The sequence below is a fragment of the Devosia sp. SL43 genome (assembly GCF_021729885.1).
Lineage (GTDB): Bacteria > Pseudomonadota > Alphaproteobacteria > Rhizobiales > Devosiaceae > Devosia.
In genome coordinates this window covers 1910529-1926212 of the sequence record NZ_CP063401.1, presented here as the reverse complement: position 1 = coordinate 1926212, position 15684 = coordinate 1910529, and the positions used below count along the sequence as shown (strand labels likewise).

General features: G+C 61.9%; 12 protein-coding genes. 4 read left to right on the top strand and 8 right to left on the bottom strand.

Annotated features, from left to right (window positions below):
- Positions 1-201 precede the first annotated feature (201 nt).
- From IM737_RS09450 to IM737_RS09415, 8 genes are all read right to left on the bottom strand, one after another.
- A complete protein-coding gene (locus IM737_RS09450; RefSeq protein ID WP_236899661.1) occupies positions 202-2463 on the bottom strand; it encodes a glycoside hydrolase family 95 protein in 2262 nt (753 codons plus the stop codon).
- A complete protein-coding gene (locus IM737_RS09445) occupies positions 2463-3518 on the bottom strand; it encodes an ABC transporter ATP-binding protein (RefSeq protein WP_236899660.1) in 1056 nt (351 codons plus the stop codon). The genes IM737_RS09450 and IM737_RS09445 overlap by 1 nt, the downstream gene beginning before the upstream one ends.
- A 24-nt stretch (positions 3519-3542) precedes the next feature.
- Positions 3543-4574 (bottom strand): LacI family DNA-binding transcriptional regulator, encoded by a 1032-nt coding sequence (locus tag IM737_RS09440; RefSeq protein WP_236899659.1) that lies wholly within the window; start codon positions 4572-4574, stop codon positions 3543-3545.
- Between the two features lie 112 nt (positions 4575-4686).
- Entirely contained in the window at positions 4687-6711 is a 2025-nt protein-coding gene (locus tag IM737_RS09435; protein ID WP_236899658.1) for an alpha-amylase family protein, read from the bottom strand.
- On the bottom strand, positions 6708-7529 hold the full coding sequence (locus IM737_RS09430; protein WP_236899657.1) for a carbohydrate ABC transporter permease: 822 nt from the start codon (positions 7527-7529) through the stop codon (positions 6708-6710). Before IM737_RS09430 ends, IM737_RS09435 begins: the two co-directional genes overlap by 4 nt.
- Positions 7526-8488 (bottom strand): carbohydrate ABC transporter permease, encoded by a 963-nt coding sequence (locus IM737_RS09425; protein ID WP_236899656.1) that lies wholly within the window; start codon positions 8486-8488, stop codon positions 7526-7528. Before IM737_RS09425 ends, IM737_RS09430 begins: the two co-directional genes overlap by 4 nt.
- Positions 8488-9771 (bottom strand): extracellular solute-binding protein, encoded by a 1284-nt coding sequence (locus IM737_RS09420; RefSeq protein ID WP_236899655.1) that lies wholly within the window; start codon positions 9769-9771, stop codon positions 8488-8490. The genes IM737_RS09425 and IM737_RS09420 overlap by 1 nt, the downstream gene beginning before the upstream one ends.
- Positions 9772-10031: 260 nt before the next feature.
- The gene (locus tag IM737_RS09415) at positions 10032-11279 is read right to left on the bottom strand and encodes an ROK family transcriptional regulator (RefSeq protein ID WP_236899654.1); all 1248 of its coding nucleotides are present in this window, start codon (positions 11277-11279) and stop codon (positions 10032-10034) included.
- Between the two features lie 181 nt (positions 11280-11460).
- Between IM737_RS09415 and IM737_RS09410 the strand changes: the two genes are divergently transcribed.
- The 4 genes from IM737_RS09410 to IM737_RS09395 all read left to right on the top strand — a co-directional run bounded on the left by IM737_RS09410 (position 11461) and on the right by IM737_RS09395 (position 15619).
- Positions 11461-12474, top strand: a complete 1014-nt coding sequence (locus tag IM737_RS09410; protein WP_236899653.1) for a sugar ABC transporter substrate-binding protein — start codon at positions 11461-11463, stop codon at positions 12472-12474.
- 52 nt (positions 12475-12526) lie between these two features.
- On the top strand, positions 12527-13606 hold the full coding sequence (locus IM737_RS09405; protein ID WP_442874181.1) for an ABC transporter permease: 1080 nt from the start codon (positions 12527-12529) through the stop codon (positions 13604-13606).
- Entirely contained in the window at positions 13606-14382 is a 777-nt protein-coding gene (locus IM737_RS09400; RefSeq protein ID WP_236899651.1) for an ATP-binding cassette domain-containing protein, read from the top strand. The genes IM737_RS09405 and IM737_RS09400 overlap by 1 nt, the downstream gene beginning before the upstream one ends.
- 238 nt (positions 14383-14620) lie before the next feature.
- The gene (locus IM737_RS09395) at positions 14621-15619 is read left to right on the top strand and encodes a LacI family DNA-binding transcriptional regulator (protein WP_336886237.1); all 999 of its coding nucleotides are present in this window, start codon (positions 14621-14623) and stop codon (positions 15617-15619) included.
- Positions 15620-15684 lie beyond the last annotated feature (65 nt).

Genomic DNA, 15684 nt, shown 5'->3' with positions numbered 1-15684 from the left:
GACCTGCGTATCCCGCATATGTGGGACTGCGGGCGAATTCCCGCCTCAAAACTAAAACAGAAATCTCGGCCGTCGGGACGACGGATCCTGGCAGATGTGAAAGGGCCACGCTTCGCTGGTTCAATACCACGAGCCCAAGTGAGCAAAATTCAGGCAGACGACAGCCACCGCACCAAAGAACCCATATAGCTTGCGTGTCAATTAGGACCGGTCTGTACTGAATTCGTGCTGCGTGACCTGATTTGCGTGTAGATCCATTTTGATAGTCTGCCCGGCATGGACCGTGATCGACCGGTTTGTTGCGCTTCGTGCCTTGAGCCAGCAGACCATGCCGTTGTCCCAGGCGAAATCGAGCTCGACGCCACCCCGCGTTCGCACGCCGCGCAACTCGCCCTTCGGCCAGCTTGGTGGCAAAGCGGGCAGCAGCCGGATTACACCCTCGCTCGATTGCACCAGCATTTCCAGAATACCGGCAGCGCCGCCGAAATTGCCGTCGATCTGGAAGGGTGGGTGGGCGTCGAAGAGGTTGGCATAACTGCGGGACGGGCTGAGCAGCAGTTGAAGCACCGCATGGGCACGGTCGCCCTCGCGCAGGCGAGCCCAGAGGTTGATGCGCCAGCCAATGCCCCAACCCGTGGCCTCATCGCCGCGGATTTCGAGGGATCGGCGTACCGCAGCTGCCAGTTCGGGCGTCCTATCCAAGTCGATCTGGTCGCTCGGATAGAGGCCATAGAGGTGTGAGACGTGGCGGTGGTGGATTTCGGGAACATCCATGTCCCAATCCTCCATCCACTCCTGAAGCTGGCCGGCTTTGCCGATGCGATGCTCGGGCAGGCGCTGGCGCGCTGCCAGCGCCGCGGACGACAAGTCGGCATCCTTGCCCAGTTGCGTGGCGGCTTCGGCAAAGGCTCCAAACAAGTCGCGCAGGATCTGGTTGTCCATGGTTGGTCCGGCGCAAAGTGACGAGCCGAAGGGATGGCGATTTTCCGGAGAAATGGAGGGCACGGTGACCAGATAGTCGGTCCCTGGCAGCGGCACCAGAATATCGAGCGCGAACTGCACCGCGCCCTTGAGCGGCTCATAGAGCCGTCGCACGAGTGACTCGGGACGCCCTTCGAACCGGGCGTGATCCCAGAGCTGTGCCATGAGCCAGGCGCCACCGGTGGGCCAGACGCCCCAGGCTGCGCCATCGACGGGGCCGGTGGCCCGCCAGATATCGGTATTGTGGTGCATCACCCAGCCACGAGCATCGTAATGCGACCGCGCCATTTCTGCGCCTGATATGGCGAGGTCTTCGGCCAGAGCAATGACCGGCTCCATCATCTGAGGCAGGTTGGCCGCGTCAGGTAGCCAATAGTTCATCTGCAGATTGATATTGGCGGTGTATTTGCTGCCCCAGGGGGGCCTGGTTTCCTTGTTCCAGATGCCCTGCAAGGTCGACGGTTGGGTGCCGGGGCGGCTGGAGCTGATCATCAGGTAGCGGCCATACTGCACGTAGAGGGCTGCCAATGCGGGATCGTCACCCTTGGCGAAATTGGCGATCCGCTCGTCGGTCGGCAGATCACTTCGGCCGGTGCCGAGATCGATTTCCAGCCGGTCGAATTGGGCGCGATGTGTTGAGATATGTTTGGCCAGCAAGGTGTCGAAATCGAGTGCGTCCAGCTTCTGGCGTCGTGCGACGAGGCGCGCTTCGGGGTCACCGGAAACATCGTCAAAGCGGGTGAAGCTGGTGGCCATATCGATGAGCAAGAGCGCTGAAGTCGCGTCGCGGACCACGAGGCGCCTGCCGCGACGCTCGACATTGCCGCCTTCGACGCGCAGGTTCAAATCGATGCCAAAGGTTAGCTGCCCGGGCACGCCATGTTTGCCGAAGTTGTGTCCGCGATAGGACAAGACACTGGCGTCGCCCGCGACGATGTCGCCCTCCTGCGGGCTGTCGAGCCAGGCTTCGAAGGCCAGCGTACCTGGAACCGAGGACACCACGCGCAACACGATCAGGTCATCGGCTGCCGAGACAAAGACCTGCCGGGTGAACTGCGGCGCGTCTGGATCGAGGCCACTGCCGAGCAGACCATAGCTTGTGGTTGCAACGCCAGTCGTCAGGTCGAGCTTGCGCCGATAGCTGCCGGCGATAGCTTCATGCTGCTTGAAATCGAGGAACAGATTGCCTGCCGGCTGGTAGCTCATCTGCAGATATGGCTTGGCGAGGAGATGGTCCTGCGTCAGCGCATGCGCCTCCTCATAGCGTCCCGCAAGAATCAGTTCGCGTACCTGTGCCAGATTTGGCAGCGCCTCGGGGTTGGTCGGCTGGTAGGGGCCGCCGGACCAGAGGGTGGACTCATTGAGCTGCAGTTCCTCACGCCCGACGCCGCCATGCACCATGGCGCCGAGGCGCCCATTGCCCACAGGTAGAGCGTCCGTCCACTCGGTGGCCGGTTTATTGTACCAGAGTTCGTGGGTCATCAGATGTTCCGCAGTCGGGTGCCGGTGGGTGAAAACAGCATCGCCCGATCGGGCGTGATGCCGAAGGAAATCTGCTCCCCGGCCCTGATGCCGGTCCGTTCTCGCGCCTCGACGACGACACTTTCGCCGGTGCCGAGCGTGCCATAGACGAAGCGCGTGCCGCCCAGGTTTTCGACCACGTCGACCTTGACTGAGATGTCGCCAGCCCCTTGGCCGGCGTCGACAAAATGTTCGGGGCGCACACCGACCAGCACGGGACCATCCGGACCCTTTGCCGTCCATTCGGCACCGGTTTCAAGCCGCAGCTGGCCAGCGCCGAACGTGCCGCGCAGGAAGTTCATGCGGGGTGAGCCGATGAAACCGGCGACAAACAGATTGTCCGGGTTGTCGTAGAGCTCCTCGGGCGTCCCCGCCTGCTCGATCTTGCCGTCGCGCATCACCACGATCTTGTCAGCCAGCGTCATCGCCTCGGTCTGGTCGTGGGTGACATAGATCATCGTCGAACCCAGCGTATTGTGCAGCTTGGCGATCTCCACCCGCATCGAGACGCGCAACTCGGCGTCGAGATTGGAGAGCGGTTCGTCGAACAGGAAGACCTCGGGATCCCGGACAATGGCGCGGCCGATAGCGACGCGCTGGCGCTGGCCACCGGACAGCTGGCCGGGCTTGCGCTTGAGCAGCGGCTCGATCTGCAAGGTCTGCGCCGCGATGGCAACGCGCCTGGCGATATCCTCCTTGCTGAGGCATGCCATGCGCAGCGAAAAGCCGATATTCTGCTCGACCGTCATATGGGGATACAGCGCGTAGTTCTGGAACACCATGGCCACGCCGCGCTCGATCGGATCGGCCTCGTTCATCGCCTTACCGTCGATTTCAAGTGTGCCCCTGGTGATCGGTTCGAGCCCGGCAATCATGCGCAGCAAGGTCGACTTGCCGCATCCCGACGGCCCCACGAACACCGTGAAGGAGCCGTCGTCGATGGCGAGATTGAGCCCCTCGATCACCTCGAGATTGCCATAGGATTTGCTGACATTACTCAGCACGACATTCGCCATTTTCGCCTCCTCCGGCTGGGCTCGTTAGCGTCGCAGGCGACGGGTCGAGCCCCTTAAAGTGATATCTGCGTCGATGCGGACGGTGCGCTTGCCCGAGGGGGCCCCCTGCATCAGACGCTGCTGTAGCGTGGAGACGATGGTCTCCGCGATCTTTTCGACTGGCTGGCCGACCGCGGTAATGCCGGGCAGATGCACCGAAAAAGCGGGCACGTCGTCAAAGCTGACCAGCGACATGTCTTCGGGGATAGACACGCCGTGATCCTGCAACCAGCGCAGTGCGCCGATGCTCATGTTGTAATTGGCGCCGAACACGGCGGTGGGCGGATTGGGCAGCGCCATCAGGTCACCCATGCCACTATAGGCACGCTGTTCGCTCCAGCCGGCATCCATCAGCAGCTCGGGAATTTCGGCCACGCCATGAGCCTTGAGCGCATCGCGATAGCCTTCGAGGCGATCGCGCGCCACCGAGTCGCGCAGGTTGCCGTGGAGAATGGCGACGCGCTTGTGCCCGAGATCGAGCACGTGATCGACCAGCCTTTTGCTGGCGCGGCGGTTTTCAACAATGACGCGGTCGGCGTGCAGGCCAGGCAGGTCATTGTCATAAAGCACCACCAGCATTCCCTCGGCGATATAGGGCGCGAGGCGCTGCCGCAGCTCCTCGTGACCGTCCATCACCACCGCGTCGACGCGATGCGTGGCAAAGAATTCCAGCCCCTCCATGAAGGAGGTCGGCTCGGTATCGTGGCAATAGCAGAGGACGGCGCGCCCGGTCTGGCGCATGCGGCGCGTCAACTGGTCGAGCAAAGCGGCGTGGAACTCGCCGATCGCCGGCACCAAAAGGCCCACGATGTGGGTTGTATTGGTCTTGATCGACGCAGCTGCGCTGTTGCGGCGATAACCCAGCTCCTCGATCACCTGGGCGATCCGCTCGCGATTGCCGCCGCGAATGGGCAGGCCGTTGATGTAGCGCGATACCGTACCCACCGCGACACCGGCTTCCCTGGCAACGTCGATGATGGTGGCCGGGCGTGGCCTGGTGATGGTCTGGTCGGTCATCCGTCTAGAGGTCCTGCGTGAATGCGCCCGCTCGCCAATGAAGGGGCGCCTCCTGCTTGCATAGTCCGGGTTCGGCCGACAAGCCACCGCCTGGGCCCAAACCCGGTTCGTCCTAGCCATGCTCGAATACCACCGCGGCGTGGATGCGCAGCCGGTCGAGCGTCACGCCATACTGCCCACCACCCAGATCGGTAACGGCCACGGGCTCGCCCGACACCACTTCGAAGGCTCGGCTGGGTGCCTTGGGCAGCCGGACTTTGACGGTGACAGGACCGATGGAGGGAATGTCCTCGATCATTTCCATCACCCGAACGCCACTATTGGTGGGCACCGCATTGCCGCGCACCTGTGGCGCGCCGTAGAGCAGGTGCAGAACGTGGCGCCTGCGTTCGTCCTGGTGGGTCAGGGAAGCCCGACCAGAGCTCGGAAGATCGGTGGTGAGGGCCGGGTCAGGCAGGAGCCTCTTGAGCAGGCCGCGCACCAGATAGCGATAGAGCGGCTGGCCCATAGCGCGATAGATTGAGAAGATCGGATAGGCCACATAGGCCACGCCGTTGTGGATGGTCACGCCCGCGCCGAGCGGCTCGGCGGTGGTGTCATCGGGCGCATGGGCATGGGACGAGAAATGCTGGTAGCTTCGGTTGAAATAGGGTGGGACCACCTCGGCCAGTACCTTTGCGCCTTCGGCGACGATAGTCTGGGCTCGGCCATAGACAACGAACGGCGTCTCGGTCATCGACGCGTCAAGATCGCGGCTGGCGTGCAGGTAAGACGGATCGAACGCTACTGGGCCGGTATTGCGGATGCCCGCTGGAATCGAGAAGGAGCCATCGTCCTGTAGCGCCGAAATGCCGCTCATCAAAACTGTGCCGCCGCCGGCGAGGTAGTCGCGGAACCGGTTCGCCAGAGTGCCTTCGACCGGCACCTCATCGGGCAGAATGATGACGCGGTAGCGTGCGAAATCGGCGCTCGGATCGATCACGTCGAATGGCTGCTGGAGTTCCTGCAGCATCTGCGCCGCGCCGTCGTCGGCATTGTTGTTGCGGTCGCCGGCATGGTGGAAGTATTCCGCCGAGAGAATTGCGACTTCTGAAACCTGTTTGGCGCCTTCAAGATAGGGCTCAAGCTTTTCCACTCGCGCATAAGCGGGGCCGATTGAGGCATAGGTATCTGGGTTGATCGCGCCGTTAGGGTGCAATTGGTCGCCGACGAGGCATTTCGAGCCCATCGCCACCATCTGTGCCGCTTCGTATTCGAGAGCATCGGGATGCTTGAAGCCGCCGAACTCGCCCCAAGAGGTGTGGAACTTGCCGGTATGGGCGACGAAGTCGAGGCCAAGCGTTGCCGCATAGCGGGCGCTTGCCGGAAAGTGGCTGTAGCCCCAGCCGCCTGTCGGCAGGCTTTCGAGTTCGAGATGGCTGTAGGGCGCAAAGCGCTCCGGGCCCTGCTTATGGATGTGACCGCAATTGTAGAAGATGCGCAGGCCGGGGAACTCCGCATTGAGCGCCGCGCTCATCTCGGTGCGGAACACCTCGTTGACCCATTCATCCTTGGTCAGACGATCAACCGGGTTCTCCGGGTCCAGGTTCTGCTCGGTCATAGTGTCGAGGCATGCCTGACAGACGCAATCCGGCGTCAGCACGATATCGAAGAAGATGCCGGGCGTGGCGTAGCGTGTCGCCACTTCTCGCGCCATGGCCAGCAACTCGTCACGGTAGGCCTTGTGGTTGAGGCAGAGCGTGTGCCAGCCGGCCGTGAGCTGGCCGGGATCGAACCGATTGGCCGTGGCCGAGCGGGCGCGCCACTCCGGATGCAGTCGAGCGTTGCGCTCGTCCCACTGCACGGTGATGTAGATAGGGCATTCGATATCGGCCGCGTTGAGCGCGTCGACCATCTCGCCGAGCAGGTCCGGACGAGCCAGGTTCGGATGCGGCGCGCCGACTTCGGTCGGGTAATAGGCCCAGCCATGATGACACTTGGCGAAGATCGTCACCGAATCCACATGGGCTTTCTTGAAGGTCGCGACGAAGTCGGCGGCGTCGAAATCCTGGCCAATGCCCGGAATATGCTCCGAGGTGTGGAAGTCGAGGTGGATCTGGCGATAGCGCAGCGGCTTGTTGGTACGGATATTGGTCACTCTTTTGCCCCTGTGCGGGTCTGCGACCCGGCGGCGAATTGACGTTGGAAGACCACGAAGACGATCAGTGGCACAATGGTGGTGACGATGGCTGCGACAGACCGGAGGTCCCAGTTGCTCTCGTAGGTGCCCGATACCTTGGTGAGCAGGACTGGCAGCGGCTGCATGCTGCGCAGGTAAAGCATCGGAAGCAGCAGGGCATTCCAGGTCCAAAGGAACTGCAATACGCCAACCGCGAAGATCGGGCTCGTGGCATTGGGCAGCACCACGTGGCGCAGCGTCGAAATCGGCCCGCAACCGTCAATCTTTGCCGCCTCAATCAGCTCCTTGGGAAAGTCCTCAAGGAAGTTCTTCACGAGAAAGATCGACCAGGCAAAGCTGAGGCCGACATAGGGAATCAACACCGCTGCTATGTTGTCGATGAGCTTGAGATCGCGCCACAGGATGAATAGCGGGATGACGACCACCTGCTGCGGCAGCACGAAGGCGTTGATGATGATGATGAGCAGCAGCCGTCGGAAACGGAACTTGAGGAAGTGGAACGCATAGGCCGCGACGGGTGCCAACAGCATAGTACCAAGCGTCGCGATGGCTGCCAGCATTCCGGTAAACCAGAATGCCTGCGCCAGCGGGTATTCCGACCACACGCGGGTCCAAGCGTCGAGGGTAAAGCTCACCGTGTCGAGGCGCCACCAGCCCAACTGCACCTCGCTGGGTGGGCGGATGGAGGTGACGACGATGCCCAATACTGGAATGACCCAGATGGTGGCGACCACCCCGACGAGGATGACGGTCCACCACGGAACGCGACCGATCATTTGGCACCTGCCGTACGCTGGATGATGGCCGGTATGGAGATCACGAGCACCGCAATCAGCAGCACCACCGTGGCGGCGGCGCCATAGCCGAGTTTGAACTGCGTCATCGACTCCCGGTACATGAAATAGCCGACCGTTTCGGTGGCGCGGACCGGTCCGCCGCCAGTCATCACGTAGATGATGTCGAAAGCGCGCAACGCACCGAGCAGGTTGATGAAGACAGCAACGCGCACGCCCGGCAGCGATAGCGGCATCATGATATGCCGCATGATCGATGTCGGCTTGGCGCCATCCATATAGGCGGCTTCCAGTACCGTCTTGGGGATGGATTGTACCGCGGCAAAGCACAGCATCAGCGGCAATCCGACGCCGCTCCAAGACGCGACGAAGATCAGCGCCCACAAGGCAGTATTGGGGTCGCCCAGCCAGGAATGGGTAAAGCCGGGCGAGAAAATTCCGATAAAGGCGTTGAGCATCCCGGCCTTGTCGGGCCGCAGGATGTTGAGCCACATATAGCCCGACACGGCCTCGGAAATGCCGAAGGTCACGAACATCATGCCGCGGAAGGGCGTGGTGTGAACGGGTGCAAAGGCGCACAGCATGGCCAGCGCCCAGCCAAGGCTCACCGAGATCGCGGTGGTGCCCAGCGTGAAGGTCAGCGTCGTCAGCAGCGTGTTGCGGAACGTCGCGTCACCGAAGAGTGTAACATAGTTTCCCAGGCCGACCCATTTGGCCGGCGCCAGTCCCTTGATGTCGAAAAACGACAGCCGGATGGTGTCGATCAATGGATAGATCACCGATATTCCGAACAGCACGATGACGGGCGCGATCAGCAGCCAGGCGGCTGGCGCGTCCTTGAGGCGAAAGCCGCGGGTGGCGGGCAGCCGGAGCCGCCCACCACCCTTGGGGGAGGAAGTCCCCGCAGGGCCTGCCGCGTGATGAGCGACAGTTTGTTCCATCAGTAGGCCGTCGCTGCCTTGGCCTCGATCGCGGCGAGCACCGTGTCGACATTTGCCTCGCTCGGATCCTGCAGGAACTTCTGCAACTGCACGCGATATTCGTCGACCAGATCACCCGGCAGGAGGTCACCCAGTACGAACTGCACCTTGGAGGTGGCAACCGCTCCAGTAGCGATCTGTTGGACCGGCCCCAGCAGGGACGCATCCATCGCCGTGCTCGGCGAGGCATAGCCGTAGGTGGCCAGGATTGTTGATGCCTCTGGCCCGACAATGAAGTCGAGGAAGGCATCAGCGGCGGCCGGGTTAGCGCCGTTGGTGGTGACGTTCAGTTCCTTGGCATCGACGCTTGCCGTGTCGTCAAATCCCATGCCGAGCGAGGGGAACTGGAAGATCGAATAGTCGACGCCTTCGGTCAGCCCAAGATCGTTCTTGAGCGCAGAATTGGTCCACATGCCGAACAGAAGGTAGTTGGACTCTTCGGACGTGTAGAGCGTCGGATAGGGCTCCTCAGTGGCGAGCATCGTCGCCGCATCGGCGCAGCATCCGGCCTGCAGCATTTCGCCATACTTCATCAGTGCCACCTTGACCTTGGGGTCGGTCCAGGGGACCTGGTGACTGGCCAGGTCGGCAGCGAATTCGACGCCAGCGGTTCGCAGCAGCAGCGTTTCGAACCACTCGGTATGGGCCCAGTATTTTGCCGGGATCACCACGGGAGCCGGATAGCCAGCCGCCTTGAGCTTTTCGAAACTGGCGAGAAATTCTTCCCAGGTCTGGGGCGGGGTGATGCCCGCCTTTTCGAGCTGTGCCGTCTTGTACCAGATGGCCGAGCGGTCGCCGTATGTATAGGTCACGCCATAGGTTGTGCCGTCGATGCTGCCCAGGTCGCGCCAGGCTTGGCTGAGCTTGTCGTCCAGGCCAAAGCTGGCCCACTGGTCATCGACCGGACGCAGGATGCCGGAATTGACTAGCTCGGCGCGGAAGGCCGGCCAGGTATTGATGATGATGTCGACAACTTCGCCGCCCAGCAGCGCAGTGCGCATGCCACCACGCGCATCACCCTGCCCACCGGCGGGCTGGAACTCGCGGATGGTGACGCCGGGGTTCAGTTCCGTGAACTTGGCTTCGATGTCTTTCCACATCTGGCCGTCCGTGCCCGTCTGCCACTGCAGGATGACGAGTTCGCCGCTCAGTTCCTGCGCCAGGGCAATGGAACTGACGCCTGCAAGAGCTGCGAACATGGCGCCGGCCAACACGGTACGGCGCCGCAAAGTGCGGTTGAACATAATTTCTCCTCCTCCTTGATGCGGCTATTTCGCCGTTCCTCAAGTAGTTGAAACGTTATCAACTAAGTTGGTTTTTGCAATCCCTTTTGCGCAGAAAATTGTTTCTTTGACGAAGGATGCGGTGCCGGCCGCCAGGAGCCGCACATTGGCCTGGTGAGAGCTGGTCGAAACGCCGTGCGACGTTTTTCCAGCAAAATCAGTCGCTTGGTAACTGCGTCAATCACGATGGCGTACGAGAGGCCATCCTCTTCCGCTTCGTGCTACCAGGCCCTGATCTTGGACGGGTGGGACTTGGGTGCGGGTTCGCTGGCGACGTTTTGCAGCCGGATGTTGCTGTTCATGAAGTAGCCGCCGAAGAATGGGTTGGTGGCGGCGCCGATTGCCCGAGCGTTGCCGCCGACGATGCCTGCCTCGATGCGCGGGGCGATCAGGCCCCGCATGTCCTGGTTGACCAGGTAGCGTCGGGTGCGTTCGACCAGCGCATGCTTGACCGCTTCGGGGAAAGCGCCGTCGATCAGGATGGCCTCGAAATCGATGACCGCGCAGGCCGAGAGGCTTGCCTTGGCGAGTTCCTGGGCCGTCTGGCCGATCCAGGGCTCGACGAAGCGGGCGAAGCGGCTCCAGTCCTGCGGTTGTTCCCAAAGGTCCAGCGGGTTGAGGCCATTTTCGACGAAGCGCTGCTCCAGCAGATAAATGGATGCTGTGTCGATGAGCTGCCGGCTTTCGCCCTGCGGGCCGAAGCTGCGCAGCGAGCCGAGCGAGCCGGCATTGCCCTGGTGGCCTTGATAGACCGAATGGTTGAGCACGATGCCGCCGCCGATAAAGGCCCCGACGAAGAAGTAGGCGTAGTCGCTGAATTCCTTGCCGCGGCCATAGATATGCTCGGCCTGGCAGCCCGCGGTGGCATCGTTGACCACGTCGACCGGCAGGCTGGTGAACTTGGCCAGCTCACCGCGAAAATCCACTTCCTTCCAGGACGAGAACTGTTCGGCGGGCGCACCGACAAGCTCGTTCCATTTCCACAGTTCGAACGGGACCGCGACTCCGACGCCGCAGATCCGCTGCTGCTCGGCGGCGGAACATTGTTCGAGGATGGATTCCATTCCCCTTTGCACGAAGGCAAAAATTGGCTCCGGCATTGGATACTTGTAGCTGAGCTGCAGCTGGTGGCGGACGGTGCCCCGAAAATCGGCGAGCAACAGCACGGTACTGCGCCGGCCGATCTTGCAGCCGAAGGATAGCAGGCCGCCATCGGCGAGACGCATCGGAACGGACGGCTTGCCGACCTTGCCCTTGATGGGCGTGCCGCGCGCGATCAGGCCTTCGGCCTCCATTTCGCGCAGAATGATGGAAACCGTCTGCGGCGACAGGTTTGTCAGCTTGGCCAGGTCGACGCCTGCCGTCGGGCCATTTCGCTGCAAGAGCGTCAGCAGCAGACGCTCGTTGAAGTCGCGCACGCCTCGCTGATTGACGCCGGAACTGAGGCCGCGAATTTTGGTGGTTTCCATTCGAGCGAGCATATCGGCGACGTTTTCAGAGCGAAAGATGCTAGGAATCGAATAAATAAATAAATGCGAGTTATATATTGACGGGCGATTTCAAATTGGCCACCATGATGCTCGTCAAGTGAAAGACGGACATTGCAGGAGCAGGGAGGAGCCCGTTCCGCGATAGTCTGGGGAGAGCCAAATGAAGAAGATTCTTGCGGGTACTGCGCTGTGTCTCGCCTTTATGTCGACCACCGCAATGGCGGCCGATGTCTCGGCGTGCCTGATTACCAAGACCGACACCAATCCGTTCTTTGTGAAGATGCGTGAAGGTGCCGAAGCCAAGGCCGCTGAGCTTGGCGTGACGCTCAAGTCCTATGCCGGCAAGGTCGACGGCGACCATGAAACGCAGGTCGCCGCTATCGAGACCTGCATCGCCGATGGCGCCAAGGGCATCCTGCTGACGGCTTCGGACACGTCCGCCATTGCCCAGTCCGTCCAGCAGGCGCGCGATGCGGGCCTCTTGGTCATTGCGCTCGATACGCCGCTGACCCCAGCCGATGCTGCCGATGCAACTTTCGCCACCGACAACTTCCTGGCCGGCGAGCTGATCGGCAAGTGGGCCGCAGGCAAGCTGGGCGCCGAAGCGGCCAATGCCAAGATTGCCATGCTCGATCTGGGCATCAGCCAGCCGACCGTCGACGTGCTGCGCGACCAGGGCTTCCTGCAGGGCTTCGGCATCGAGCTGGGCGATCCCAACAAGTGGGGTGACGAAACCGATCCACGCATCGTCGGCCACGACGTGACTGCCGGTAACGAGGAAGGCGGTCGCAAGGCCATGGAAAACCTGCTCGCCAAGGACCCGATGATCAATCTGGTCTATACCATCAACGAGCCCGCTGCTGCCGGCGCCTACGAAGCCCTCAAGTCGATCGGTCGCGAGAACGACGTGATCATCGTCTCGGTTGACGGTGGTTGCCCGGGCGTTGCCAACGTCAAGGACGGCGTGATCGGCGCGACCTCCCAGCAGTATCCGTTGCAGATGGCGGCTCTGGGCGTCGAGGCCATCAAGGCCTGGGCTGATACCGGCGAAAAGCCGGCGCCGACCGAAGGCAAGGCTTTCTTCGATACCGGCGTGGCGCTGGTGACCGATACCGCCGTCGACGGCGTCGAGTCCATTGACAGCGCCAAGGGCGCGGAGCTCTGCTGGGGCTAAGCCGGCCTGACTGACACTATGAGGGGCGGACCGCCGGTTCGCCCCTCATCCAATGCATAGGGGAGGAGAACCCGTGAGCGAACATGAGTTGGACGCGAGCGTCGCCGCGCGCAACGAAGCCGTTGCTGTTTTCGATCGCCAGCCTGCCGGAGTGCTGTCGCGCGTCCAGCATGCCTTGCACAGCACGCCGGCATTAGTGCCGCTGATCGTGCTGATGCTGTCGGTCGCCATTTTCGGCGCGCTGTTGGGATCGAAATTCTTCTCGTCCTTCGCCCTGACATTGATCCTGCAGCAGGTAGCCATTGTCGGTATCGTCGGCGCCGCCCAGTCGCTGGTGATCCTGACCGCAGGCATCGACCTGTCGGTGGGCGCCATCATGGTGCTGAGTTCGGTTATCATGGGTCAGTTCACGTTCCGCTATGGCATGCCACCGGCCGTTGCCATCGCCGCCGGCCTTGCAGTGGGAACCTTTGTCGGCTTCATCAACGGCTGGCTCATCGCGCGCATCAAGCTGCCGCCTTTCATCGTGACGCTTGGCGTGTGGCAGATCGCGCTGGCAATCAACTTCCTTTATTCCGGCAACGAGACGATCCGTGCCCAGGAAATCGAGACCAACGCGCCGCTGCTGCAGTTTTTCGGGCGGTCGATCAATATCGGCGGCGCTGTCTTTACCTATGGCGTGATCTTCTTCGTGCTGCTGGTCATGCTGCTGACCTATGTACTGCGCCACACAGCGTGGGGACGGCACGTCTATGCGGTGGGTGACGATCCTGATGCGGCCGAGCTGTCGGGCGTCAACACCAAGCGTATTCTCATCTCGGTCTACATGTTGTCCGGCCTGATCTGTGCCTTTGCCGGCTGGGCGCTGATCGGTCGTATCGGCTCAGTATCGCCCACCTCGGGCCAATCGGCCAATATTGAAAGCATTACTGCGGTGGTGATCGGTGGCATCTCGCTTTTCGGCGGACGCGGCTCAATCCTGGGCATGCTGTTCGGTGCGTTGATCGTGGGCGTGTTCTCGCTCGGGCTGCGCCTGCTCGGCGCGGACGCACAGTGGACCTATCTGCTGATCGGCGCGCTGATCATTGCGGCCGTTGCGGTGGACCAGTGGATCAGGAAGGTATCGCTCTGATGGAACCCATTCTCAAGGCCCGCAACCTGTCCAAGCGTTATGGTCGCGTAACGGCTCTCGACAATTGCGACTTCGACCTGATGCCTGGCGAAATCCTGGCGGTTATCGGCGACAACGGCGCTGGCAAGTCGTCACTGATCAAGGCCATATCGGGCGCCATCACGCCCGATAGCGGGGATATCTTTCTCGAAGGGCAGAAGGTCAGCTTTTCCTCGCCGATCGACGGACGGCATGCCGGGATCGAAACGGTCTATCAGACGCTGGCCATGTCGCCGGCTTTGTCGATCGCCGACAACATGTTTATGGGCCGGGAACTGCGCAAGCCTGGCATCATGGGTTCGCTGTTCCGTCAACTTGATCGGCCGCGAATGGAGAAGATCGCCCGCGAGAAGCTCAGCGAACTGGGTCTGATGACCATTCAGAATATCAACCAGGCCGTTGAAACGCTGTCGGGCGGGCAGCGGCAGGGTGTGGCTGTGGCGCGTGCTGCGGCTTTTGGCTCCAAGGTCATTATCCTCGACGAGCCAACGGCGGCGCTGGGCGTCAAGGAATCGCGGCGCGTGCTGGAGCTGATCCAGGATGTGCGTGCGCGCGGTATTCCGATCATTCTGATCAGCCACAATATGCCGCATGTCTTTGAAGTTGCTGACCGGATTCATGTGCATCGGCTGGGTCGCCGACTCTGCGTCATCGATCCGAAGGACTACACGATGTCTGATGCCGTGGCCTTCATGACCGGAGCCAAGAACGCGCCGGGCGCTGCCATGGCGGCGTGAATGTAACGTCGTAGTCCTCACTCACTCTCTTGGGTATCCTTCCTGCGGCTGCTGCATGATATGCGGCAGCCGTATCCCTTTGTATGCGCCGCCGACCATCGTTGCTAATACTTGATAATAGACACTGATTGTGCATTAGCATGTCAGCTGTCGAAACGAGTTCATTATGCCAAGGTCAGCCGACACAATCGAGCCGCTTGCTGCGCGGGGAAAGCGGAATGGGCGGCGGCGGGTGACCATGACCGACGTGGCGCGCGAAGCAGGGTGCTCGCAGGCGACCGTGTCATTTGTCCTCAATCATTCGCCAGGGATAAAACTTTCGCCCGAGACCAAGCAGCGGGTGTTCGAGGCGGCGCGGCGGTTGGGCTATGCGGTGCCGGCTATGCCGGTGCCAGCGTCGCGGGGGCGGCGGATCGGGTTTATTGCCGATCAGCTGGCGACCAGCCCCGAGGCTATGGTGGCGATCGAGGGGCTGACGCAGGCGGCGCGGGCCGGTGGCGATGTGGTGCTGGTGGCGCAGACGCATAATGACGCCGAGCTCGAGGCGGAGCTGATCCGGACCTTTGTCGAGCAGCGGGTTTCGGCGCTGGTTTACATGACAATTTTCACGCGCGAGGTGGTGCTGCCGGAGGCGTTGGTCGGGCTGGACATGCCGGTCTATCTGCTCAATTGCTATACGACCAACCAGACCTATCCCGCTGTGGTGCCGAGCGAAATTGCCGGCGGGCAGCGCAGTACGCGTCACCTGATCGAGAGCGGCCATCGCCGCATTGCCACCATTACCGGCGAAATCTGGATGGAGGCGGCGCAAGACCGGCTCAAGGGCTATCGGCGGGCGCTGGCAACGGCGGACATCCCGTTCGACCCCAGGCTGGTGGTGGAGGGCGACTGGTCAGCCAGTGCTGGCTATGACGCCACGCGGCAATTGCTGGCGCTGCCGGAGCCGCCGACGGCGATCTTCTGCCAGAACGACCGTACCGCCATCGGCTGTTACGAGGCGCTGAAGGAGGCCGGCTACGACATTCCCGGCGATATGGCTGTGGTCGGGTATGACGACGAAGAAATCTCGCGCCATCTGCATCCGCGGCTGACCACCTCCATCCTACCGCATCGGGCCATGGGGCAGTGGATCGTCGAGCAACTCGGCGAGTTCGTGCCCGGGCAGGAGCGCTATCCTCTGGTCAAGCTGGAATGCCCGCTGGTCGAGCGAGATTCGGTTGCGGGGCCAAGGGGTTAGTGTGCCACGCCCTCGTGGTTCGAGGCGCTGAAGAAGCGCACCTCACCATGAGGGCTACTACTAGC

What these genes read in the sequence shown, in the direction of transcription:
- IM737_RS09450 (WP_236899661.1), bottom strand. Translation starts at nt 2,463, where the DNA reads ATGACCCACGAACTCTGGTACAATAAACCGGCCACCGAGTGGACGGAC.
- IM737_RS09445 (WP_236899660.1), bottom strand. Translation starts at nt 3,518, where the DNA reads ATGGCGAATGTCGTGCTGAGTAATGTCAGCAAATCCTATGGCAATCTC.
- IM737_RS09440 (WP_236899659.1), bottom strand. Translation starts at nt 4,574, where the DNA reads ATGACCGACCAGACCATCACCAGGCCACGCCCGGCCACCATCATCGAC.
- IM737_RS09430 (WP_236899657.1), bottom strand. Translation starts at nt 7,529, where the DNA reads ATGATCGGTCGCGTTCCGTGGTGGACCGTCATCCTCGTCGGGGTGGTC.
- IM737_RS09425 (WP_236899656.1), bottom strand. Translation starts at nt 8,488, where the DNA reads ATGGAACAAACTGTCGCTCATCACGCGGCAGGCCCTGCGGGGACTTCC.
- IM737_RS09420 (WP_236899655.1), bottom strand. Translation starts at nt 9,771, where the DNA reads ATGTTCAACCGCACTTTGCGGCGCCGTACCGTGTTGGCCGGCGCCATG.
- IM737_RS09415 (WP_236899654.1), bottom strand. Translation starts at nt 11,279, where the DNA reads ATGGAAACCACCAAAATTCGCGGCCTCAGTTCCGGCGTCAATCAGCGA.
- IM737_RS09410 (WP_236899653.1), top strand. Translation starts at nt 11,461, where the DNA reads ATGAAGAAGATTCTTGCGGGTACTGCGCTGTGTCTCGCCTTTATGTCG.
- IM737_RS09405 (WP_442874181.1), top strand. Translation starts at nt 12,527, where the DNA reads ATGCATAGGGGAGGAGAACCCGTGAGCGAACATGAGTTGGACGCGAGC.
- IM737_RS09400 (WP_236899651.1), top strand. Translation starts at nt 13,606, where the DNA reads ATGGAACCCATTCTCAAGGCCCGCAACCTGTCCAAGCGTTATGGTCGC.
- IM737_RS09395 (WP_336886237.1), top strand. Translation starts at nt 14,621, where the DNA reads ATGACCGACGTGGCGCGCGAAGCAGGGTGCTCGCAGGCGACCGTGTCA.